A 21,536-nucleotide genomic window follows, 5' to 3' on the forward strand; every position below is an offset into this window, starting at 1 on the left:
ACATCCCCGGTGCGACACATCCCCGGTGCGACACATCCCCGGTGCGACACATCCCCGGTGCGACACATCCCCGGTGCTTTCTGCCTTGGAAGGCCTCTTATTGCCTGAGCGAGATTTTCCCTCGAAGTCACTATGATGGAATATGTCATCAGGAAATTCATCGAAACAGTCTGACGCCGTCACAGACCGAGATATTGAGACTTCATTGTCAAAGCTCACCTGGATCATCGAAAACCATAGCGAAGCAGCTTGGCCACTCTTCGACCGACTAGAGCGCGAACTCGAACAAAGAACCAGCCGCAGGTCGCGGCTGGATCGACATCGTCAGAGCTTTAGCTGACTGTCATCAAAGACGATCTTCAGCAGCTGATCGCGGCGGAATGCTAAGGACCCTCCATCGCCATACTCCGGTCGGTTGTTGTAATGCCCTATCAGTTTGCACCTAAGTGCGTAGTCCAGATCAGCTTCCAACATTCGTTTCTCGAATGAGTGACGAATTGAGTAGATTCGGTGCTCTTCGGTGGGGAATAGGCCGCGTGCTTTGAAAGCCTTCGTCAGGGTTGCCGAAAGCAGATCGCTCTTGTCGCGGTAGCGCGGAAAGCCATCAGGATTAAGACGCATGGCCTGCAGCGAGATGCCGAGAAGTGGCACATCGCGGCTTGCCGACTTCGACTTCAATGCGCGGTTGTGTTGCGGCCGAAGTCGAAGGTGCGGCACCTCGTGATCCAGCATGATGTGTTCGGCGCGAAGATTCGCGATCTCGCTCGGACGACAACCCGTTTCAATCAGGCTGTAGAAAATGCACCGCGCTTGCTCGTTCAGGCTATCCAGCGCACCGGGTGCGAGTATGCGATTGACGATCCAATTAGGTTCGAAGGGCGGGACGTCCTTATAGACAACGTTCTTAAAGCGCAGGTTGCGGAACGGATTGTCGCGGCTTTCGTCACCCTGATAGGCCCAGAACTTTTCGTAGAGTGTCCGAAGGTTGGTGAAGTCTTTGTTGGCGCTGTTTGCGTGCCTCGGCTTCGAGCCATCGGTCGGATTGACGCGACCGCTCCACCAGTCGAACACCTGCTTGGCATGCGCGCGGGTAATTTGATCCATAGGTAGGTCGCCGCAGAGCGATACGAAGTTGTTGACCGCTCTCTGCTTGACCTTTGTCCAATTGCGAAGCTGTGCCGCCGACTTACCCTTGTTGTCGACAGCACAGATCGTAGCGCAGTAGATCTTGAACGCTTGACTGATTGTAGGCGCTGCAGGCTTTGCCAAGCCCAGAAGTGCATCCGCCTCGGCAGTCGCGGATGGAGCCGAGATGTCGATGGCTCTTAAGCGCTTGATGATCTCCTCCAAGCTTGCGTCATTCGCTAGGTCGTCGGCAGGAATGTAGATCATCCCCTTGGACATCGCCCGAGAGCGTGCGGCCTCGTAGGCGTTTCGCGCAGACGTGTCTCCTCCGGACAGGGACTTCCAGAACGCATTGTCAGCAGCCGCCAGAGCATCCCGACGCGCTCTCGCTACTTCTATCGAACTTGTCGCCAAGGCTTTCCGGATGGTCCCGCGAGTGTCGATTTCTCGGTATGCGAGGGGAACGCGCCGGTTGTAGCTCCAGAAGCCATCCCGGCATTTGAGGTATTGGTTCAGCCGTTTCAAAACAGGCATAATGTAGCACACGATGTAGCACGTCATGTGGCACACAAGTCGAAGAAATCGGAGGTTGGAGAAGTTTCGTTGAGGAAACCCGTAGTGATTTCAGTAACTTGACCGGTTCGTGATGCCGGAAAATGGTGCCCCCACACGGACTCGAACCGCGGACCCCCTGATTACAAATCAGGTGCTCTACCAGCTGAGCTATAGGGGCGCTCCAAGGGTAGCGGCGGGGCTTTAGGGGGGATTGCGGGGCGGGGCAAGGTGGGTTGTTCAGATAAGTCGGTCATGGCGGTTGCAGCGTCGGCGGGCCGGATGTAGCGCGGACGCTTCATGAGCACGGCCTACTCCATTCCTGCGATGATGCGCTATGTGCGCCGGCCTTATTTTCCAGCCGGCCGCGACCCGGTGGGCGAGGAGGCGCTTCGGCATCTGACGCAGCTTTTGTTCCTGAGCCTGGCCGTCATGCTTCTGGTCAGCAGCATGGTCGGAGCGGTCGTCTCGGGTGTGCTGGGCGACGTTCCTGAAAACATCAATGACACGGTCGGACGCGAGAACCCCGCACAACTTCTGTTCTACGGCGTCATACTCGCGCCGATCGTCGAAGAGTTGTTGTTTCGAAGCTGGCTCGGCGGACGCCGCGCCTGCATTATCGGACTGCCCGTTCTGCTATCGTTCTATGCCGTCTCAATGGCTGTGGCGGTAGGCATTCCGGCCATGACGGCACTGGCCATGGCCGGAGGCTTGTCGGCACTTATCTACGGCGTCGCCAGACGGTTCCTGCGTCTGTCCGTTTCGGAACAGAAAGCGGCGCGTTGGCGATTGTTCCCAGCGGCATTCTATGGGTCGGCCATGCTTTTCGGATTGCTGCACTTGACGAATTTCGATGGCGGCCTGTCCTCGCCCGTGATGCTCATTGCGGTTCTGCCGCAGGCCCTGGTCGGGCTGGTGCTCGGCTATGTGCGCATGCGGTTCGGTCTGTTCGCGGCCATGATCTTCCATGCGCTCTACAACTTGGTGCTGATCGGCCTGTTCCTGACCGCGATGGCACTGACCCCTGTCGAAAGCGCCGCCCTCGTTCCGGTCCTTCATTGAGCGGCGCATCGCGCTCTTGCCGCACGCGCGCGACCTGCCTAGACGCCCGGCCATGAGCGACACACCGAAACGCATCCTGATCACCTCGGCGCTGCCTTACATCAATGGGGTCAAGCATCTTGGCAATCTGGCTGGTTCGATGTTGCCAGCCGACATCTATGCCCGGGTTCAGCGGCTTCTGGGCCATGAAGTGCTGTATATCTGCGCCACGGACGAACACGGCACGCCAGCGGAACTCGCCGCGGCCGAAGCGGGTCTGTCGGTTAAGGTCTATTGCGACCGCATGTATGAGGCGCAATGCGAGGCCGGCGCGGCCTTCGATCTGTCCTATGACTGGTTCGGACGCTCGTCCGGCGACGCGACGGCGGCGCTCACCCAGCACTTTTCGAGCGTTCTGGAACGCAACGGATTGATCGAGGCGCGGACCTCCAAACAGGTCTATTCCAATGCGGACGGGCGCTACCTGCCGGACCGCTATGTCGAGGGCACGTGCCCCAATTGCGGGTTTGAGAAAGCTCGGGGGGACCAATGCGACAATTGCGGAAAGCTCCTCGACCCGGTCGATCTGATCGATCCCTACAGCGCGGTATCGGGATCCCGAGACGTCGAGATACGCGAGACCGAACATCTCTACCTGAAACAGTCGGAGATGAGCGGCCGATTGCGAGACTGGGTCGAAGGCCAGACGAGCTGGCCGCCGCTTGCCACCTCTATCGCCCTGAAGTGGCTGGACGAAGGGCTGCGCGACCGTTCCATCACGCGCGATCTCGAATGGGGCATTCCGGTCGTGGACGAAAACGGCGATCCGCGTCCCGGGTTTGACGGCAAGGTCTATTATGTCTGGTTCGACGCGCCCATCGCCTATATCGGGGCGACGCAGGACTGGGCGTCTGAGACGAGCGGCGATTGGGGACGCTGGTGGCGAACGGACCAAGGCGCAGACGATGTCGAATATGTCCAGTTCATGGGCAAGGACAATGTCGCCTTCCACACGTTGAGTTTCCCCACGACCCTGATGGGATCTGGCGAGCCGTGGAAGCTGGTGGATACGCTCAAGGCCTTCAATTGGGTGACCTGGTATGGCGGCAAGTTCTCGACGTCCCAGAAGCGCGGCGTGTTCATGGATCAGGCGATCGATCTGGCTCCGAGCGATGCCTGGCGCTGGCACCTCATGGCCAATGCGCCGGAAGGCTCGGACGCGGCGTTCACCTGGGAAGAGTTCCAAACATCCGTCAATTCCGACCTGGCCAACGTGCTCGGAAACTTCGTCAACCGCATCACGAAATATGCCGGATCCAAGTTCGATGGCGTCGTGCCGGAAGGCGGCGTCTCTGGCGGGCATGAGGATTGGGTCATCGCCGAGATCGGCCATAGACTGCCAATGATGATCGCGCATTTCGATGCCCGCGAATTCCGCAAGGCATTCGCTGAAATGCGGGCGATCTGGGCGGCGGGTAATGAATATCTGACGCGTGCCGCCCCGTGGACGCACTACAAGGCGGATCCGGATCAGGCTGCGGTCGGCGTGCGTATGGGATTAAATCTCGCGGCTCTTTTCGGCGTGATTGCGCAACCCGTCATTCCGCGGGCTGCATCGAAGATCCTGGATGCGCTAGGCGTGCCGGATGACCGCAGAAGATGGGACTTCGATGGCTGGGCTGATGCCTTGCCGGCCGGGCATGCCGTCGCGGCGCCCGACATGCTCTTCGCCAAGATCGAGGATACGGATATTGCGGAGTGGACCGAGCGGTTCGAAGGGGGCGGGGAATAGGCATGCAAGCGCGCGGGATCGGTTTCATCGAGGCGATCGGCCTCGGATTTCGGAATTACTTCAACTTTCGCGATCGGGCGCGACGCTCGGAATATTGGTGGTTCATGCTTTTCACTGTTCTTGGCGGGCTCGGATTCAGCGCGCTCGATTCCGCGTTTTTCGCAGGGGGAGAGAACAACCAGGAATGGTTCTCAAGCGTGTTCAGCTTGATCGTGCTGATCCCGGGTCTGGCGCTCGGATGGCGACGCCTGCACGATATTGGAAAGTCGGGTTGGTGGATCTTGCTGCCTTACGCGACCCTGCTCTGGCTACTGGCCGGAGTCATCACACTTGGCATCGAAGGGGAGGGAAGCACGGCTGCGATCGTCGCCGTTTCAGGAATGCTTTGTTTCTTCGGATCCCTGATTTATGTCTTGGTCCTACTGGTCCGTGACTCCGACCCGCACGAGAACCGTTATGGGCCGAGCCCGAAATACGACGATTCCGACGTGTTCTACGCATGAGCGCCCGATGACACCGCCGAATGTCGCCATCTATGACTGGATTCGCAAGGGTCTGGATTTCAAGGGCCGGTCGAGCCGGTCGGATTATTGGTGGCCGCGCTTGCTCGTGGTGACGGTCAATCTCGTGCTGATGTTCCTGTTTTTCACCGGTCTGGGAGCCGAGAAGTCGCAAATATTGTTGGAATGGCTCACGGCCGGTACGAGATCCCTCGAAGATCTGGATATCGGTCCGCTACCGTCCTTGTCGCTTTTCGCCCTGATTTTCGCGATCGTCTTCGGCGTTCTGACGTTCATTCCGGATTTGTCCGTCTCGTGGCGCAGGTTCCACGACATGGACAAGCCTGGCTGGTTCCATCTTGTCTTTTTTGGGTTGAGCGGATTCATCATGCTGGCCCCTATTGTCGAATATGTCTGGTTGTCCTTCCCGGGAACAGCCGGCGACAATCGTTACGGCTCAGACCCGCGCAGCCTCTGGGACGATCCTGGACCCTAACCCATGCGGCGGTCATAGCCCGAAATCGGCACGCGCGGCCGCAACAAGGCCGAGGCGATGAGAAGCAGGATCCCGGCAAGTGAGGCCCACCCGATGACGGGCACTTCCGGCGTGCCCAGCAAATGCCGGCCCGCCAGCCAGGCCAGTCCCCAGACCACCGGCAAGATATAGACCTTGTTGCAGGCGGCGGCACGGCAAACGGCGACGACCAGTCCGAGCGCCGCTGCCAGGATCAGCAGGCTGGACATCACGTCTGCCGAGCCGCCCGCGAACGCCTCATAAGCGATCGGCGTCCAGTTGAGGAAGACGGCCAGGCTGCACCACCCGGCGATCAGGCTTATCGGCACCCAGCTCATGAGGCGCTCCACCGCCGTCACGTCGTTGATGAAGCGGGCGAATCTGACAGTCGCGACGATGAAGGCCGCGACGGCCGGAATGAATATCAGAGCCGTTCCCCATTGCACCGACTCCGCCGGGGCATAGGCCGTGATGAGCGCCCAGCCGCAGATGTGCAGGAAACCGACCGCCGTCCAGCCACCGACCGCGCGGAAAACGGGTCGAGTCCTGTTGCGCGGCAAAGCCTGGAGGACTCCATAGGCAATCACGCCGACGAAGATGGGAAACCAGATGGCGAAGGCAGGGCCCGGCGGAACCAGCAGATTTGCGCTCATGTCGGAAAATTCACCGGCCGTGCGCGCGGTATCGGAGAAGAAACCGAGTGAAGACAGCCCCCACATGGCTGGTGCCAAGACGAGGTTCGCACTCTGCCGGATATAGTCCGAGGCTTTGGCGGATGCGTGCATCATACCTTCGTTACGCATATGCGCGACAAACGGTCCATATTCGAATCCCCGACATCAATGCGATGCAGTTTGATTGTTGCCCGCGCCCCCTTGTCGCGTGCTAAGGTCGGCGCCCCTATTGCGAAGAAAGGTTATGTATGCAGATCCAGATCGTTTCCAAAGGCATCGATGTCTCCAAAGCGCTGGAAGAGCGCATCTCGGACCGGCTCGAAGAGATGATGGATAAATACATACACCGGGAAGGGGACGCGCAAGTCTCCGTCACGCGCGAAGGGACGGGCTTCAAGACCGTCGTTTCGGTGCATCTGCCCAGCGGGTCGACTTTCGAAGGTGAAGGGCGGGCGCAGGAAGCCTATCCGGCATCCGACGAAGCGCTGGAGCATGTCGAGAAACGCCTGCGCCGCTACAAGCGTCGCCTGAAAGATCACAGCCAGAAGGCCAAGGCCAAGGAGGCAGCCCTGTTCGTGCTGAGCAATCCCGTGTCCGACACGGCCGACGATGACGGCGATGATGACGCCCCGATTTCCGACGAGCCGATGGTGATCGCCGAAAAGACGGGGCAAATCCGGACCTTGACGCCAGGCATGGCCGCACTGGAAGTCGGCTTGGCCGATTCCGGTGTCGTGGTTTTCCACAATTCCCGGCATGGCGGGCTGAATGTCGTCTACAAGCGCCCGGACGGCCATATCGGCTGGATCGACCCGAAGGATAAATCCTGAAGATCCCCTTGCTTGTCCGCCATGTTCTGAGGGGCGGGCTTGTCCCGGCCGGTGTTCGGCTGTATGGGGCGCCTCGATTTCCGCGACCTGCCCGTTTTCCATCGGTGTGCCGCGGACTCGTTGACCGAACCGCATCGGCCCAGACTTTCACCGGCCGGACCCTTTGAGACCCGTTATGACCGAAAGCGCCCTGTTCAGCGCCGATACCATGATTTGCGATCTTGCCGCGAGCAGCCCCAAACAGCTGTTCCGAGATATCGCTGTGCGCCTGATCGACGCGCATGGCCTGTCCGACAAGGGCATCGTTTGCCGCGACGTGGTCGCGGCCGCGACGGAACGCGAACGTCTGGGATCGACTGGCGTGGGCAATGGCGTTGCGCTGCCCCATGCCCGAATCGAGGGTATGAACCGCGTCGTTGCCGCCTTTGCGCGCCTGTCCGAGCCACTGGACTTCGACGCGGTAGACGGCCGTCCGGTCGATCTGGTCTGCTTCCTGCTGGCCCCGGCCGATTGCGGCGGCGCGCATCTGCGCGCGCTGGCGCGCGTGTCGCGACTATTGCGCCGTCAGGAAACTCGGCAGCGTCTTCGCGCCGCGCCGAACGCCGAAGCGCTCTATGCCATCCTGGCCGACGAAACGGCCAGCGCCGCGGCTTGAGTAAGTGGCGCGGCTTGAGTAAGCGCTGCGGCCCGGCAAACTGCCTGACAGGGCGCCGCCCCTAAGAGAAATCACCTTCGGACAAGCGGATCGTCTAGACGCGGACCTTGCCGCTTGGCATAGGCCAAGCCATGCCGCGAACGCCCAATCCGCTTTATTTCAACCGGGAGCTTTCCTGGTTGCAGTTCAACACGCGCGTGATGGAGGAAGCCCGGAACAAGTCGGTGCCTTTGCTGGAACGGTTGCGCTTCCTGTCGATCTCGGCTTCGAACCTCGATGAGTTCTACATGGTCCGCGTCGCCGGGCTCAGAACGCAGATGCTGGCCGGGATGAACGCGCCCAGTTTCGACGGGCTGACCCCTGAACGGCAGCTGGACAAGATAGCCAAACAGGTGGACCGCCTGATCGAGGCGCAGGAACGATGCTGGGTGACCTTGCGCTCGGAACTGGCCAGCAAGAAGATCGTGGTCTCGCGCGTCGCCGATCTGGACGATGAGGCCAAAACGGACCTGCATGAGCGGTTCGAAACGCAGATCCTTCCGCTCTTGTCGCCGCTCGCCGTGGATGCGGCGCATCCGTTTCCATTCCTGTCCAATCTGTCGCTGGGTCTGGCCGCCTCGTTGACCCATCGGGCGGCGCCCGACGACAGCGCGTTCGGCCTGGTGCCGATCCCGGCGCACCTGCCGCGCTTCCTGCAGCTCGCCGCCGGATCCAAGAAACGCGACTATGTCATGATGGAGGATGTGATCGGTCATTTCCTGCCCGATCTGTTCCCTGACTCCGACATCGACAGCCAGGGACTGTTCCGCATCACGCGCGACAGCGACATCGCCATCGACGAGGAGGCCGAAGACCTCGTCCAGCATTTCGAATTCCTGCTCAAGGAACGCCGCCGCGGGCGGGTGATCCGGCTGGAACTCAATGAAGGCATCGAACCGGATCTGCGTCACTTCCTGATCGAAAGCTTCGAGTGCTGGGACGAAGACATCCAGGAGGCTAAATATCTCGGCATGGTTGACCTCAAGGGTCTGATCGACAATGGGCGGCACGACCTGCTGTTCCCGCCCTTTACGGCGCGCTTCCCCGAACGCATCCGTGATTTGGACGGCAACCATTTCGCGGCCATCGCGGCCAAGGACATTCTCGTTCACCATCCCTACGAGGAATTCGACGTCGTCATCCAGTTCCTGCGCCAGGCGGCACGCGATCCGGACGTGGTCGTCATCAAGCAGACGCTTTACCGCACATCCGATGACAGCCCGATCGTGCGCGCCCTGATCGATGCGGCGGAGTCCGGTAAAAGCGTCACGGCGTTAGTCGAGATCCAGGCCCGGTTCGACGAGGCGACCAACCTGAAGTTCGCCCGCGATCTCGAACGGGCCGGCGTGCAGGTCGTCTACGGCCTGCTCGGTTTCAAGACCCATGCCAAGGTCAGCCTCGTCATCCGCCGGGAAGGGGAGACGTTGCAGACCTACACCCATCTCGGCACGGGCAATTACCACGCGCTCAACGCCAAGATCTACACGGATCTGGCCCTGTTCACCGCCGATCCGGTCATCGGTTCGGATGTCGGCAAGCTGTTCAACTTCGTCACCAGCTCGTCCCGTCCGCGCGACCTGCAGAAGCTCGTTCTGGCTCCGCACGGGCTGCGCGATGCGCTCTATGTCCACATCGATGCGGAGATCGCCAACGCCAAAGCGGGCCGCCCATCCGGCATCTGGGCGAAGATGAACGCGCTGGTGGACCAAGGCATAATCGACAAGCTCTACGAAGCCAGCCGGGCCGGCGTCCCGATCGACCTGGTCGTGCGCGGCATCTGTTGCCTGAGGCCGGGTGTGAAAGGTCTGTCGGAGACCATCAACGTCAAATCGATCGTTGGCCGCTATCTGGAACACTCGCGCATCGTGGCTTTCGGAAACGGGCACGAATTGCCATCTCATAATGCCAAGCTGTTCATGAGCTCCGCCGACTGGATGCCGCGCAATCTGGACCGCCGCATCGAAACGCTGGTCCCGATCGAAAGCCCGACCGTTCACGATCAGGTGCTGGACCAGATCATGGTGGCGAACCTGATGGACAATACGAATAGCTGGGACCTCCAGGCGTCAGGCAAATATGTCCGACGGAAACTGCAGGAGGGCGAAATCCCGTTTTCCGCGCACCAATATTTCATGGACAACCCGTCTCTGTCGGGACGGGGCGAAGCGCTGGAGAAATCACGCCCGGCCGAATTGCCCGACCCGCCGCGCTTTACGCCGCGGCTGGTGTCCTGAGGTTGTCCGCCTGACCGATCCGTTCAACGTTCCGCAGACCGGCCCCAGACAGGCAGGCGTGCTCGATATCGGATCCAACTCGATCCGCTTCGTCGTCTATGAAATCTACGGCTCGCACTTCACCCCCGTCTACAACGAAAAGGTTCTGGCGGGCCTTGGCCGTGAACTGAAGAAGACGGGGCGCCTGTCCGAAGATGGCAAGGCGCTCGCCTTGACCAGCCTCGATCGGTTCAAGGCCATTGCCGATGCGCGCGGACTGACGCAATTGCTGGTCGGCGCCACTGCCGCCATGCGCGAAGCCGATGACGCGCCCGACTTCATCGAGCAAATCCGCAAGCAGACCGGACTGGAGGTCGCCCCTATATCCGGCAAGGAAGAAGCGCGCCTTTCCGCTTTAGGTTTGCTGGCAGGCGATCCGGCAGCGCGCGGCTTGGCCGCTGACCTGGGCGGTGCGTCGTTGGAGTTGATCCGCATCGACGGCCGGACACCGGGCAAGCGCCGGTCCTTGCCGCTCGGCCCGTTCGATGCGGTGGGTCCGGACCTGCGCGATGCCGATTATCCGGCCCTCATCCCGTCGATCGACAAAGCGCTCGCGGCGTTGCCGGACATCTTGTGGGACACTGATACGCTCTACCTGATCGGCGGGGCATGGCGGAACCTGACCGCCATCCACATGACGCGCTCGCTCTACCCGCTGAAGACCATGCAGAATTATGCGCTCGATACGCTCGATGCGTCACTGCTCGCGCGGTGGGCCTATAATGAGGGCCGCGAGGCGTTGTTCGACTGGCCGGGTCTGAGGCAGCGCCGTGCGGAAACCCTGCCCTATTCGGGTCTGTTGCTCGAACGGTTGATCCGGGTCTTGCAACCGCGACGGGTCGAGGTGTCGCTGACAGGGTTGCGCGAAGGCATGGTGTTCGACCATCTGCCGCCCGCGGTCCAATCGCGCGATGCGTTGCTGGACGGATGCCGCGACTTCGCGTCGGGTTTGCTGCAATCCGAACTTTTCGGTCCGCCTCTGATGCAATTCACCGACGCGGTCGCCGATGCGGTGCCGGAGGCGTTCGGGGCGGAGGCGGATCGGCGCTTGCGGCACGCCGCTTGCCTGCTGGCCGGTCTCGGCAAGAACCTCCATCCGGACTACCGGGCCGAACTGGTGTTCGAAGACGTGCTCTACGCACCGATTTCGGGCTTGTCCCACCCGCAGCGCGTCTGGCTGGCCCTGACCCTGTTCCGGTCCGCGACACGCAGCCGCACACCGCCCAACAGCGATGCGGTGGATCTGCTGCTGACGGACACCCAGGTCGCAGCGGCAGAAGCGCTCGGCGCGGCGATCCGTCTGGCCATCGTGGCGACGGGGCGAACGCCGGATCTGGTCGGTGCGCTGAAGCTGACCCATGACAACGGCACCGTCCGCCTCGGTAGCGACGTGCCTGCGCTGCTGACGGAGCAGGTCGAATTCCGCCTGAGAAAACTGGCGGACCGGCTCGGCCTCGATCACTGTGTCGAGAGAGGTGCAGCCTGAGCGGGTTTCGATGACGGAAGCGCGACGAAACCGTCATGGAGCTGTGCCTTGCCAGCCACCGGTTTTTCCGCGACATTCGGGATGCGAATCGTAAACGGAGTCCTGAGCTTTCAGTCTGACCGCCGCACATGACCGCACGGAATTCCGGCCAACCACCGTGGGAGGCCGCCTGTGAGCGCGTCACCGATCGCTTATAAAGACATCGCCGCCGCTGTTCCGGTCAGTCAGGGAAACTATCCCTGCCTCATCCTGAATGCGGACTATCAGCCCCTATCCTATTTCCCGTTGTCCCTCTGGTCTTGGCAGGACGCGATCAAAGCCGTGTTCCTCGACCGTGTGAATGTGGTCGATCACTACGAACAATGCGTCCGCAGCCCGAACTTCGAAATGCAGATGCCGTCCGTCGTGGCGCTGAAGGACTACGTTCCGCAAAATCGCAATCCGGCCTTCACGCGGTTCAACCTGTTCCTGCGCGACGGGTTCAAATGCGTCTATTGCGGCTCCCCGGACGAATTGACCTTCGACCACGTCCTGCCGCGCCGACTGGGCGGCAAGACCAGCTGGTCGAACATCGTCGCGGCCTGTTCGTCCTGCAACCTCAAGAAGGGCGGGCGTCACCCCAAGGAGGCGCGCATGCATCCGCGTATCAAACCGCGCCGTCCCACCATGCACCAGCTGCAAACGCAAGGGCGGCGTTTTCCGCCCAACTATCTGCATGATAGCTGGCTCGACTATCTTTATTGGGATGTCGAATTGAGAGGGTGAGGCGGGCCGCCGCGCTTGACACGGGCGCGTGCAGTCCCAAGGTCATACGCATGAGGATACACCCTTACGCCATTCTGCTCGGCATCGCGATCGGGCTCATGAGCCTCTACGCGCTACGCCATCCGGTCTTCGCCGTGATGGCCGGCCTGATCGCTGTCCTCGGCATCGACATGATCGTGCGCGTGTCGAAAGACTGGCCGAAGAAACGTTAGAGCCCGTTCCAAGGCTCAAGCGATCGCGGCACCCGCTTCGCGCTTGATCCGGGCCACCATGCTACGCAGGCCGTTGGCGCGCTGGCTCGACAGATGTTCGGACAGTCCGAGCGCGTCGAACAGGCCGTCCGCGTCCAGGTCCCGGATCGTCGTGTCGGGCTTGTTCGAAAAGACCTGTGTGGCGATAGCCACCAGTCCCCGCACGATATGGGCGTCGGAATCGCCGCGAAAGACGAGATGCCCCGCATCATTACGCTGGCTCGCCAACCAGACCTGCGACGCGCAACCGCGTACCTTGTTGGCCTCGGTTTGCTCGGAAGCGGGCAACGGCTCCATCGCCTTGCCCAGATCGATGACGTGCATGTAGCGCTCCTCCCACCCGTCCAGGAAGGCGAAGTCCTCGATCAGGTCGGCGACATCGTCGGGCCAGTTTTGCATTTCGCTCATTCTTGCGCAGATAGGGCGCGTCTTGAGCCCCCGCAAGCGCATGCGACGAGACACTGAGCGGTTGTGCGGCGCCGGAAATCTCCCCTCACGCGCGAAGGGGTTGGCGAAATTCCTGTAACTCGGCCTTTCAAGGTCAATGTTTCGCGTTAGTGAAGATCCATGAGCGAAGTTTCATGAACCGAGTCGCCGACATGTCGCTGGGGCCGCGACTGATGGGCCCGATGCTGATCTGGCTGGTCGTGATGATCGCCGGGGCGGCCGTTGCCATCTACGCGACCGGCGCGGTCGATCCCATCGGCAAGATCGCCGTCGGACTGGCGTTGCCCGCCTTGCTGTCGCTATTGCTGATGCCGGCCTTGCACCGGACCTGGTCCCAGGTTGTCCTGCTGTCGCTCTGGACCGGTTTCGCGGTCATGGTGACGCTGATCGGCGGACTGTTCCCGATTGCGATCACCTTCCTGTGCATCCCTGCCATCGCCATGCTGTTCACGCGCGAACGGGTCGTGGAAGCGCTCGTGCTCGCCGCTCTGGCGTTGATCGCGACATTGCTGTCGCTGACGCTGATGGACTTTGACGGCTCGCCCCTGGCGGAGTCCGCTGTAGGCGTGCTGGCGGTGCTGGGCACGGCCGGGACGCTGGCCCTGACGGTCGCGTCCATGATCGCCGGCACCCAGGCGCGCGATGGTGAAGCCCGGTCCGTCGCCACCACCAACGATTGGGCGGACGGCCTTGCGGGAAGCGTGTTGAAGTTCGATGCCGATGGGCGGATGACGGCCGCCAATGCAGACGCGCTCGACCGGTTCGGCATTAAGGATCCGCGCGCGGTCCGCCTGGACACTGTTCTGGCAGGTGAGCCCGGGAACAGGCTGTGCGAGACGGCGGAGCTGGCCGGTCGGACCGGCCGACCGTCCGTCGTGCGCGTGACCGCCTCAGACGAAGACGGGTTCAGCAGTCTGGACCTGAACGTCGCGCCAACGGATGGCGGCGGCGTGATCCTCCATGCGATCGACCGCACGGAAGATGCGGAGCAGCTCGAAACGTTCCGCCGTCTGCAGACGGTGGCCGAACGCGAAGCCGCCGAAAAGACGTTGTTCTTCGCCGGTGTCAGCCATGAGCTGCGCACGCCGCTGAATGCGATCATCGGGTTTTCAGACATGATGCGGTCCCGCCTGTTCGGTCCCCTTCCGGGAAAATACGCCGAGTATGCGGATCTCATCCACGATAGCGGCCAGTACATGCTCGATTTGATCGGGGACGTGCTCGATCTGTCCAAGGTCGAAGCCGGGAAGTACACGCTCGTGTCCGACACGTTCGACATGGCGGACGTGGTGCGCAGTTCTGTGAAGATGATCCGGCCGTCCGCCGATTCGGCCGAAGTCGGGATCCAAATCGACGTTCCAGAAGACGACCCGTTGCTCGTCACGGCCGACCGCAAGGCGATGCGGCAGATCCTGCTGAACCTGCTTTCCAATGCCGTGAAGTTCTCGCCGCGCGGCGGCACGATCATCATCAAGGCGCGTCCCGAAGACGGCGGCATGATGCTGGCCGTTCTGGACGAGGGGCCGGGGATGAGCGATGCAGACATCGCTCGCGCCGGTGAACCGTTCTCACAGGGAAGTTCGGGTCAGGAAACCGAAGCGCGCGGTTCGGGTCTGGGCTTATCGCTGGTTCGTATCCTGGCCGAGCTGCATGGCGGGCGGTTGGTGATCCGCAACCGGATAGAGGGCGGTACCGATGCCCGCATCCATGTGCCGCCTCTGATGATCGACGGCTGAGGAAGATCGGCGCTAGACAAGTGTGAGGATTACCTCGGCTTTTCCGGTTTTGCGACGGGAGCCGACGCAAATGCCAATCCGACCAGGACCAGGAAGAACAGCAACCCGACCCCCAACGCGGCTGGCAAGACCTGTACCTGACCCACGCCAGCGGACACGCGTTCCGGTGCCGGGATGTCCAGGCGCCGCCACAAAGCGGTCCGAGCTCGCACGGCCGCATCGCCAGCGGTCTGGAAACGGTTTCCTATATACGGACCGGCCCTGCGGATGCGCCTCACGGCCTCGCTGTTCCGGATCCGTCCAGTAATTTCCAGACTGCCCGAAATGGCTGCTGGAACGGCTTCGGTCTGCAGGGTCGCGCTTCGTTCCTGCACGGATTGCGACACAATTCCCCACACATCGGCGATCCATCGGCGGGCCGGTTCGAAGTCGGTTCGAGGGGGCTTCATGTCAGGGAGGGAGATGTCCTGAAGAGACAGGCCCAAGGCCGCTACCGGGTCCAGAAGGGACGAAGGCTGGGCGACATGTTCTTCAACGGGCGCAAGCGCAGGCAAAACCGGCATGGGCCGAACGGCCTGCAACGTGACGATGTCCTGGTCGTCCCATCGCGCGACCGCGCCGGCCAGATTGTTCCAGTGGCCGTCCTTGACGAGCGGCCGGACCGCATCGGCGAAACGGCTGTGCGGCGTATTGGAGATGATGCCGATCAAGCGCCCATCCGCATCCGGGTACAGGGCAGCGACTCCTCCCATTGGGGCCTCATCCGGACCGGGCAGGGTCCGGGCCGCTTCCAGCATCGCCTGCTGTCCGTCCAGGCTGGCAAAGAGGGTGGCGGGCTGCGAAGCGGGTGCGGCGCCATCGTCCAGGACCCGCCATGCGTTCTGCAGGCCTCGCGGTGCCGCGAGACGGACATCGCGTCCGATGTCGGCGTAAGGGACGATGTTCAGCACATGGCAGTCCGTCACCGGGTCGGTCGGAGCGCGCTCGAACCGGGCATCGACCCAGCCCTTTCCGCTGGCTCGCGCCAGCTGCGCCACGACAGCGAGCGCCGTCATGAAGTCGAGATCGCGTTCGGGCAGAACGAGCATCGTGTCCGACCCGCCGTCGCGGCCGAACAAGGTGCCGTCCGCAGCCAAGCGGGACAGGCCGCTGGGTGCGGTCGCCACCTTGGCGGATAGGCGTAACTCGGAGCCTTCGGAAATGGCGATGAAAGGCGGACTGGCGTCGCATCGGGGCCGCATGTCGGCGTCGTGCGTTTCCAGTTCCAGGCGGTTGCCCGACCCCCTGAGAACACCCGGCCCGATCGGATAGGACACGGTCATCCGGCGTCCCTGCAGGCGTGCCTGACCCAGATCGACGCCGTTCAACGTCGCGGACAGGCGTGCGCCCTTGCGGGTTTGGTCGTCGCGGCGCAATCGCAACAGCACTTCGCCCTGGCTGGTGGCCGGATCGGCGACGTCGAAATAATAGTCGCGATGCAGCCCGGTCTGGACGGATAGCATGTCCAGCGGGGCCGCACCCGCGATCAGGCGCCGATCCACGTCCAGCGGGCTTTGCTGAAGAACATCTTCGGCCGAGACGGCGGACCGTGCATCATCCGGAAGGAAGGCCGTGGCAAAGGCCCGGACCGCCGCCATGACTTCCGCGTCCGTGTCGCCCGTCAGGAACAAGCGGTCCGCTTCGGTCCGCGACAAGGCAATTTGCGATCCTTGCCCGTACAGAACCGCATCGTCTTGCGTGTAGGTCGCCAACTGATCGCGACGGACCATGACGAGGTCGAAATCGGCATCGCCGGCGCCCAGAACGAAATCCGGTATGTCATCCATGCGCAGGCCAACGCCTTGCGCAGCCAAGGCCTGGAGTTTCGTCTGGTCGGCCCCGCCCGAGACCAATCCGACGCGTGCGGGTGCGAAAGCAGGGTTCGACAGGCGGGCCTCGACCTCGCCCAATGCCCGCGGCCCCGTGCCGGGCAGGGCGCCTATATCGAGACCGGACCTGGACAGATTGACGACATAGCCGCCCGAGGGGGCGTCACAGCGCGTCGCATAGGACAGTTGCAGCCGGTTGCCGTTCGCGCGGGCGCGGGTGGGATCCAGGACTATGGTCTGATCGAGCGCCAACCCCTTCGCATCGATTTCGATGGGAGTCCCGCCATTGAATTGCAGCATCAGCGGATTGGCGGGATCCACGCCGGCTAGAGGATCGGCGGAGAGCGTGACGGACAGATCGGTGATCTCGTCGGCATTCAATAGATCGAAATGCAGATCCGCGTGCGGCGTGCGCCAGTCCAGCATCCTGGAGGAACGACTCTGCGTCGCATCCTGTAGCGACACGGTGTAGCGGCGCGGGGTCGGTGCCGGTGCCTGTGCCGGATCGACCGACAGAATGTCCGCCGCGTCTTCCGGATCGGAAAGGCCGTTCTCCATCAGCATGCTTTCCGGCATGATGACGGTGTTGTCCTGCTGTGCCAGGCCCGGGCTTTGGGCCAGGCAGGGCCAAGCCGAGAGTGGCAGCCAGGCCACGGAACTGATAAGCAGGCTCCGGACGATGATGCGGTTCATGCGGCTGACGGACCCTTTGGACGAAACGGACATTCACGAAGCAAGCGCCGTGCCACGCGGTGCCGATGCAGGAGAGGCCTCGCCATGAAACCGCCCCCGCAACTCAAGACCGGGATCTGGATCGACGCATTGATCCGCCGCGCCCATGCGGGCGGGGCTTTCGCCGTATTGTCGCGACGCGGCGACCGGGATGCGGGCAGCGTGCTGGTCGGCGTCCGGTCGGCGGACGGCCTGTCGCTCTATGCCCCGGAAAGGGAAATGGACGGTCGGCGGATCTGGCGTGCCCAGCGCACGGATGCGTCCGGTCTGGCGTCGACCATTGCCTCGCGCGCGGACTTCGATCCAGATCTGAACGTGGTGGAAATCGATGACGCGCAAGGACGTCACTTCATAGAGGAACCGGTTCTGGATTCCGAAGAATGTCGGGAGGACGCGGCGGTTGCCGCAGCCGCAGCCAGAGCCTTGTTCCGAGACCGATGAAGGCGGCCGTCAGTCCGAGCATCAGCCCGTACCAGACCCCCTTCGCACCGAAAGACGTATGGAAGGCCAGCCCATAGCAGGTCGGAAAGCCGATCAGCCAGAAGCTCACGCCCGTGATGATCATCGGGGCGGTCACGTCTTTCAGTCCCCGCAACAGCTGGTTGGCGGCGATCTGCACCGCATCGAACACCATGAAGGCCGCGGCGATCGGCAGGAAGCCGAGGATCAGCGCGATCGTTGCGACATTGTCCGCCGTGTCGGGCCGCATATAGGCGTGGGCGATGGCTTTCGGGAACGTCGCGACGATAAGGGCGATGACAGCCATGCCGCCGACCGCGACGATCATCGTCGCCTGCGCCGCACGGCGCCGGGCGCCCGCATCGCCCGCACCTTCGGCCAGGCCGATCCGCGTCGCGCCCGCCATGGCGAACCCGAAGGGCAGCATGAACGCCATCGACGCCACGTTCAGCGCCACCTGGTAGGCGGCCAGCTCCCGCACGCCGATCGCGCCCATGACCAGAGCGGCGGCGTTGAACAACATGCCCTCGAACAGCGTCGTGATACTGATCGGCCAGCTCAACCGGACGATGTCGCCGAAGCGTTCGCGATCGAATTCGAACAGATTGCGGAAGATGTCGAATGGGCCGGCCACCCGGTCCGTCGAGACATAGACCGCCATGATGAAGAAGCAGAGCGTGTAGGAAAGCGAACTGGCGATGCCCGCGCCGATCAACCCCATTGCCGGAAATCCCAGCAGCCCGAAGATCAGCACGGCGTTGAGCGCGGCGTTTATGCCGACGGTCAGGGTCACGATCAACAACGGGGCCAGCGTCTTGTTCAGCGCGGCCAGGAAATTGCGCAGCACCATCACGCCGAGCGCAAACGGCAAGCCGGGCGCCAGCGCGATGACGTAGGACTGGGCCATGCGCGAAATGTCCGGATCCTGCCCGAAGAAGACCAGAATCTGCGCGGTGAAGACCAAGGCGCCGAACATCGGCAAGGTCAGGAGCGCGACGAGCCAGAGGGCCATTCGCACGCTTCGCCGCGCATCGCGCCGCGCGCTGGCGCCGGCATCGTCCAATGTCGTTCCGATCGCTTGGCTGACCATGGGAGTGACGGCGCTGAACGGACCCGCGCCGATCATCCAGAGCAGGAAATAGATCACCGTTCCGACGGCCGCCGCCGCCAGGGCCTGGGTGCCGACCCGCCCGATCATGATCGTGTCGACCGTGTAGATCGAAAACTGCACGACCTGGGTGAGCGCCATCGGCCCGCCCAGCGCGAGCAACGCAGCAGTCTCCCCGCGCAAGGTGCGCGGCAGCGAGCGTATGGGCGCGTTCACGGTCATGAGGCGCGCCCCCTGCGCCCAATCGGCGCTACTGTAAACCGTCAGAGGCGAAGGCCGTGGTTGCATTCGTGACGGATAGCCGACAGTGACGCGTTGATCGTGCGCGAGGCAGGGGACCATGTGCAAAGCAGAGGATCGGAGGCCCGGTTTGGGGTTCAGGCGTCTGACAGAAATACTGGCAGAAAGGCTGGTGATCGCCGCCGTTCTCGCGACCGGTCTGTGGGCCTGCGCGCCCCGCGACCGGCCGCCCGTCCGGATCGTCGGATCCTCGACCATTTTCCCGTTCGCGGCCAAGGTTGCGGAGACCTATACGCGCAGGACTTCGGTGCCCATCGTCGTGGAACAGACGGGCAGTGGCGGCGGGCACAAGCTGTTCTGTTCCGGCGATGCGTCCATCGACGCCACGACCTCGTCCAGACCGCAGAAACCTGCCGAATCCGCTATCTGCGCGGCGAACGGCGTCGCGCCCGTGATCGAACTTCCGCTCGGCTTCGACGGGATCGTGCTGGCGCGGTCGGTCGATGCTGTGCCGATCCGACTTGACACGGTCACGCTCTATCATGCCTTGGCGCGTAAATTGCCGACATCCGCCACGGATTGCACGCCCGTTCCCAACCCCTATTCTCGGTGGTCGCAAATCGATCCCGGTCTGCCGGACGAACCCATCGAAATCTTCGGGCCGCCGCCGACATCCGGAACACGCGACGCCTTCGTCGAAACGGCCATGGAGACGGGGGCGCGGCGGTTTCCCTGCCTGGCTGCGATGGAACGCGATACACCCAGCCTGTTCCGCGCGCGCGTCCACGACCTTCGTGAAGACGGTGCCTGGATCAATTCAGGCGAGAACGACAATGCGATGGTGCGCACGCTCGTCGACTCTCCTGCAGCGATCGGCGTGTTGGGCTTTTCCTTTCTGAACCAGAACACCGACAAGGTGGGCGGGATCGCGATTGGCGGGGTGGTCCCGACATCCGCCACGATCCGCAGTGGCACCTATCCGGTCGTGCGAACGCTCTATCTCTACATGAAAGATGGTTCCGCTGCGGACGTGCGGGGCTACGGAATGGAATTCCTGTCCGACGAAGCATCCGGACCCGGCGGCTATCTGGAAGAAATCGGGCTGATCCCGCTGCCGGACGCACTGAGGACCGCAACCCGCCAGCGCCTGTCCGACGCCGACAAGGCCGAGAGCAGGATCGAGGGATCCGAGCCGTGATCGATCCGGCCCCATTCTACATGATTGTCATCGTGGCCGCCCTGATGGTGGGCGCCTATCGCATGGTCCATGGCCGGGCGGCGCGCATGGTCGCGGAGTTCCGGACGGAGACGACGCTGCCGGACGCGCAACCGCGCCATCATGCCCGGTTGGCCGCGGCGCTGGTCGGCCTTGCCGGTGTCGCGATCTACCTGATCGGTCTTGCGGCGCGCGGAGGGGATCCGACGCTCGCCGAGGATGCGGTTTGGCTGGCCGCGATCGTTCTGGGCCCGGCCGCCGTGACCGGCCTGTGCCTGGCCAACGTACGGCCCGACTTCGCGGCGCGCGCCCGAGTCGAATACATGGCGGAGACCGGTTTGATGGCGCTGGCGCTCGTCGCGCTGCTGACCACCGTCGGGATCGTCGGATCGCTTGTCTTCGAAGCGAGCTTGTTTTTCCGAAACGTCTCGGTGCTGGATTTCCTGTTCGGAACGCATTGGTCACCGCAGACACCGATCCGGGCCGGACAGGCCGGACAAAGCGGCGCGTTCGGGGCAGTCCCCGTTTTCGCCGGCACGTTCCTCGTCACGCTGATCGCCATGGTCGTGGCCGCCCCGGTCGGCCTGATGGTCGCGATCTATCTGTCCGAATATGCTTCGTCCCGGACCCGGGCGGTGGCCAAACCGGCGATCGAGGTGCTCGCCGGCATTCCGTCGGTCGTATACGGCTTCTTCGCCCTGATCAGCGTCGGTCCGCTCATCCGCGACGCCGCCGATTGGCTCGGCTTCGGTGTCTCCGCCCAATCGGCCCTGGCGGTCGGGCTCGTCATGGGCGTCATGATCATTCCGCTCGTCAGCTCCCTGTCCGACGACGTGATCCGGGCGGTGCCGCAATCACTGCGCAACAGCTCGACCGCGCTCGGCGCGACCCGGTCCGAGACGCTCAAGCGCGTCGTGTTCCGCAGCGCCTTGCCGGGGATCATCGGGGCGTTCCTGCTGGCGATCTCGCGCGCCATCGGCGAGACCATGATCGTGGTCATGGCGGCTAGCCGTGCCGCGACCCTGACGGGCAACCCGTTCGACGCCGTGACGACCGTGACGGTGCAGATCGTCGCCTTGTTGACGGGCGATCAGGTCTTCGACAGCCCCCGCACGCTCGCCGCCTTCGCCCTTGGCCTGGTCCTGTTCGTCATCACGCTGCTGCTTAACATCGGCGCGCTGGCCGTGGTCAACCGCTACCGGGTGCGCTTCGAATGACGGACGCCCCGCACGA

19 protein-coding genes and 1 tRNA gene are annotated in these 21,536 nt (G+C 62.8%); 14 read left to right on the plus strand and 6 right to left on the minus strand.

Going from position 1 to position 21,536, the window contains the following annotated elements; translation table 11 throughout:
- Positions 1 to 324: 324 nt before the first annotated feature.
- Positions 325 to 1,686 carry a DUF6538 domain-containing protein gene (locus tag Q0718_RS13095; RefSeq protein WP_366523893.1) on the minus strand — a complete coding sequence of 454 codons (1,362 nt, stop codon included), beginning with the start codon at positions 1,684 to 1,686 and terminating at the stop codon, positions 325 to 327.
- Between the two features lie 96 nt (positions 1,687 to 1,782).
- Positions 1,783 to 1,858, minus strand: a tRNA-Thr gene (locus Q0718_RS13100).
- 119 nt (positions 1,859 to 1,977) lie between these two features.
- Here Q0718_RS13100 and Q0718_RS13105 point away from each other — a divergent pair.
- The 4 genes from Q0718_RS13105 to Q0718_RS13120 are packed head-to-tail and all read left to right on the plus strand — an operon-like array spanning position 1,978 to position 5,506.
- Positions 1,978 to 2,739, plus strand: coding sequence for a CPBP family intramembrane glutamic endopeptidase (locus Q0718_RS13105; RefSeq protein WP_298918839.1), 762 nt, complete (start codon positions 1,978 to 1,980; stop codon positions 2,737 to 2,739).
- A 52-nt stretch (positions 2,740 to 2,791) separates the two neighbouring features.
- Positions 2,792 to 4,510, plus strand: coding sequence for a methionine--tRNA ligase (metG, locus tag Q0718_RS13110; protein WP_298918842.1), 1,719 nt, complete (start codon positions 2,792 to 2,794; stop codon positions 4,508 to 4,510).
- A 2-nt stretch (positions 4,511 to 4,512) separates the two neighbouring features.
- Positions 4,513 to 5,013, plus strand: a complete 501-nt coding sequence (locus tag Q0718_RS13115) for a DUF805 domain-containing protein (protein ID WP_298918845.1) — start codon at positions 4,513 to 4,515, stop codon at positions 5,011 to 5,013.
- 7 nt (positions 5,014 to 5,020) lie between these two features.
- Positions 5,021 to 5,506, plus strand: a complete 486-nt coding sequence (locus tag Q0718_RS13120; RefSeq protein WP_298918848.1) for a DUF805 domain-containing protein — start codon at positions 5,021 to 5,023, stop codon at positions 5,504 to 5,506.
- Here Q0718_RS13120 and Q0718_RS13125 read toward each other — a convergent pair.
- Positions 5,503 to 6,309 carry a hypothetical protein gene (locus tag Q0718_RS13125; RefSeq protein ID WP_298918851.1) on the minus strand — a complete coding sequence of 269 codons (807 nt, stop codon included), beginning with the start codon at positions 6,307 to 6,309 and terminating at the stop codon, positions 5,503 to 5,505. The genes Q0718_RS13120 and Q0718_RS13125 overlap by 4 nt on opposite strands.
- Before the next feature lie 137 nt (positions 6,310 to 6,446).
- Between Q0718_RS13125 and raiA the strand changes: the two genes are divergently transcribed.
- The 6 genes from raiA to Q0718_RS13155 all read left to right on the plus strand — a co-directional run bounded on the left by raiA (position 6,447) and on the right by Q0718_RS13155 (position 12,458).
- The gene (gene raiA / locus Q0718_RS13130; protein ID WP_298918854.1) at positions 6,447 to 7,028 is read left to right on the plus strand and encodes a ribosome-associated translation inhibitor RaiA; all 582 of its coding nucleotides are present in this window, start codon (positions 6,447 to 6,449) and stop codon (positions 7,026 to 7,028) included.
- Positions 7,029 to 7,203: 175 nt separating this feature from the next.
- Positions 7,204 to 7,683 carry a PTS sugar transporter subunit IIA gene (locus Q0718_RS13135; RefSeq protein WP_298918858.1) on the plus strand — a complete coding sequence of 160 codons (480 nt, stop codon included), beginning with the start codon at positions 7,204 to 7,206 and terminating at the stop codon, positions 7,681 to 7,683.
- A gap of 131 nt (positions 7,684 to 7,814) precedes the next feature.
- Positions 7,815 to 9,956, plus strand: a complete 2,142-nt coding sequence (locus tag Q0718_RS13140; protein ID WP_298918861.1) for an RNA degradosome polyphosphate kinase — start codon at positions 7,815 to 7,817, stop codon at positions 9,954 to 9,956.
- Between the two features lie 58 nt (positions 9,957 to 10,014).
- On the plus strand, positions 10,015 to 11,481 hold the full coding sequence (locus Q0718_RS13145) for a Ppx/GppA phosphatase family protein (RefSeq protein ID WP_298918864.1): 1,467 nt from the start codon (positions 10,015 to 10,017) through the stop codon (positions 11,479 to 11,481).
- Between the two features lie 201 nt (positions 11,482 to 11,682).
- The gene (locus Q0718_RS13150) at positions 11,683 to 12,246 is read left to right on the plus strand and encodes an HNH endonuclease (protein ID WP_298918936.1); all 564 of its coding nucleotides are present in this window, start codon (positions 11,683 to 11,685) and stop codon (positions 12,244 to 12,246) included.
- Positions 12,247 to 12,296: 50 nt separating this feature from the next.
- Positions 12,297 to 12,458 (plus strand): hypothetical protein, encoded by a 162-nt coding sequence (locus tag Q0718_RS13155; protein ID WP_298918867.1) that lies wholly within the window; start codon positions 12,297 to 12,299, stop codon positions 12,456 to 12,458.
- A gap of 15 nt (positions 12,459 to 12,473) precedes the next feature.
- On the opposite strand, the gene Q0718_RS13160 is transcribed toward Q0718_RS13155, so the two are convergent.
- Positions 12,474 to 12,896, minus strand: coding sequence for a SufE family protein (locus Q0718_RS13160; RefSeq protein ID WP_366523894.1), 423 nt, complete (start codon positions 12,894 to 12,896; stop codon positions 12,474 to 12,476).
- 182 nt (positions 12,897 to 13,078) lie between these two features.
- Here Q0718_RS13160 and Q0718_RS13165 point away from each other — a divergent pair, with 182 nt between their 5' ends.
- Positions 13,079 to 14,680 carry a HAMP domain-containing sensor histidine kinase gene (locus Q0718_RS13165; RefSeq protein WP_298918873.1) on the plus strand — a complete coding sequence of 534 codons (1,602 nt, stop codon included), beginning with the start codon at positions 13,079 to 13,081 and terminating at the stop codon, positions 14,678 to 14,680.
- 29 nt (positions 14,681 to 14,709) lie between these two features.
- Here the strand turns inward: Q0718_RS13165 and Q0718_RS13170 are convergent, their stop codons facing one another.
- Complete coding sequence (locus Q0718_RS13170; RefSeq protein ID WP_298918875.1) at positions 14,710 to 17,274, minus strand: hypothetical protein; 2,565 nt, start codon at positions 17,272 to 17,274, stop codon at positions 14,710 to 14,712.
- Positions 17,275 to 17,325: 51 nt separating this feature from the next.
- Between Q0718_RS13170 and Q0718_RS13175 the strand changes: the two genes are divergently transcribed.
- Positions 17,326 to 17,721 (plus strand): DUF1491 family protein, encoded by a 396-nt coding sequence (locus Q0718_RS13175; RefSeq protein ID WP_298918878.1) that lies wholly within the window; start codon positions 17,326 to 17,328, stop codon positions 17,719 to 17,721.
- Here the strand turns inward: Q0718_RS13175 and Q0718_RS13180 are convergent.
- Positions 17,630 to 19,069 (minus strand): MATE family efflux transporter, encoded by a 1,440-nt coding sequence (locus Q0718_RS13180; protein ID WP_298918881.1) that lies wholly within the window; start codon positions 19,067 to 19,069, stop codon positions 17,630 to 17,632. The genes Q0718_RS13175 and Q0718_RS13180 overlap by 92 nt on opposite strands.
- A gap of 190 nt (positions 19,070 to 19,259) precedes the next feature.
- Here Q0718_RS13180 and Q0718_RS13185 point away from each other — a divergent pair, with 190 nt between their 5' ends.
- Positions 19,260 to 20,285 (plus strand): substrate-binding domain-containing protein, encoded by a 1,026-nt coding sequence (locus Q0718_RS13185; RefSeq protein ID WP_298918884.1) that lies wholly within the window; start codon positions 19,260 to 19,262, stop codon positions 20,283 to 20,285.
- Positions 20,282 to 21,520 (plus strand): phosphate ABC transporter permease subunit PstC, encoded by a 1,239-nt coding sequence (pstC, locus tag Q0718_RS13190; protein WP_298918887.1) that lies wholly within the window; start codon positions 20,282 to 20,284, stop codon positions 21,518 to 21,520. Before Q0718_RS13185 ends, pstC begins: the two co-directional genes overlap by 4 nt.
- Positions 21,521 to 21,536: the final 16 nt, after the last annotated feature.

It is taken from the genome of uncultured Algimonas sp. (assembly GCF_947498175.1).
GTDB lineage: Bacteria > Pseudomonadota > Alphaproteobacteria > Caulobacterales > Maricaulaceae > Litorimonas.

What these genes read in the sequence shown, in the direction of transcription:
- Q0718_RS13165 (WP_298918873.1), top strand. Translation starts at nt 13,079, where the DNA reads ATGAACCGAGTCGCCGACATGTCGCTGGGGCCGCGACTGATGGGCCCG.
- Q0718_RS13170 (WP_298918875.1), bottom strand. Translation starts at nt 17,274, where the DNA reads ATGTCCGTTTCGTCCAAAGGGTCCGTCAGCCGCATGAACCGCATCATC.
- Q0718_RS13120 (WP_298918848.1), top strand. Translation starts at nt 5,021, where the DNA reads ATGACACCGCCGAATGTCGCCATCTATGACTGGATTCGCAAGGGTCTG.
- Q0718_RS13125 (WP_298918851.1), bottom strand. Translation starts at nt 6,309, where the DNA reads ATGCACGCATCCGCCAAAGCCTCGGACTATATCCGGCAGAGTGCGAAC.
- Q0718_RS13135 (WP_298918858.1), top strand. Translation starts at nt 7,204, where the DNA reads ATGACCGAAAGCGCCCTGTTCAGCGCCGATACCATGATTTGCGATCTT.
- Q0718_RS13115 (WP_298918845.1), top strand. Translation starts at nt 4,513, where the DNA reads ATGCAAGCGCGCGGGATCGGTTTCATCGAGGCGATCGGCCTCGGATTT.
- Q0718_RS13105 (WP_298918839.1), top strand. Translation starts at nt 1,978, where the DNA reads ATGAGCACGGCCTACTCCATTCCTGCGATGATGCGCTATGTGCGCCGG.
- Q0718_RS13180 (WP_298918881.1), bottom strand. Translation starts at nt 19,069, where the DNA reads ATGACCGTGAACGCGCCCATACGCTCGCTGCCGCGCACCTTGCGCGGG.
- Q0718_RS13095 (WP_366523893.1), bottom strand. Translation starts at nt 1,686, where the DNA reads ATGACGTGCTACATCGTGTGCTACATTATGCCTGTTTTGAAACGGCTG.
- metG (WP_298918842.1), top strand. Translation starts at nt 2,792, where the DNA reads ATGAGCGACACACCGAAACGCATCCTGATCACCTCGGCGCTGCCTTAC.
- Q0718_RS13140 (WP_298918861.1), top strand. Translation starts at nt 7,815, where the DNA reads ATGCCGCGAACGCCCAATCCGCTTTATTTCAACCGGGAGCTTTCCTGG.
- raiA (WP_298918854.1), top strand. Translation starts at nt 6,447, where the DNA reads ATGCAGATCCAGATCGTTTCCAAAGGCATCGATGTCTCCAAAGCGCTG.
- Q0718_RS13155 (WP_298918867.1), top strand. Translation starts at nt 12,297, where the DNA reads ATGAGGATACACCCTTACGCCATTCTGCTCGGCATCGCGATCGGGCTC.
- Q0718_RS13160 (WP_366523894.1), bottom strand. Translation starts at nt 12,896, where the DNA reads ATGCAAAACTGGCCCGACGATGTCGCCGACCTGATCGAGGACTTCGCC.
- Q0718_RS13175 (WP_298918878.1), top strand. Translation starts at nt 17,326, where the DNA reads ATGAAACCGCCCCCGCAACTCAAGACCGGGATCTGGATCGACGCATTG.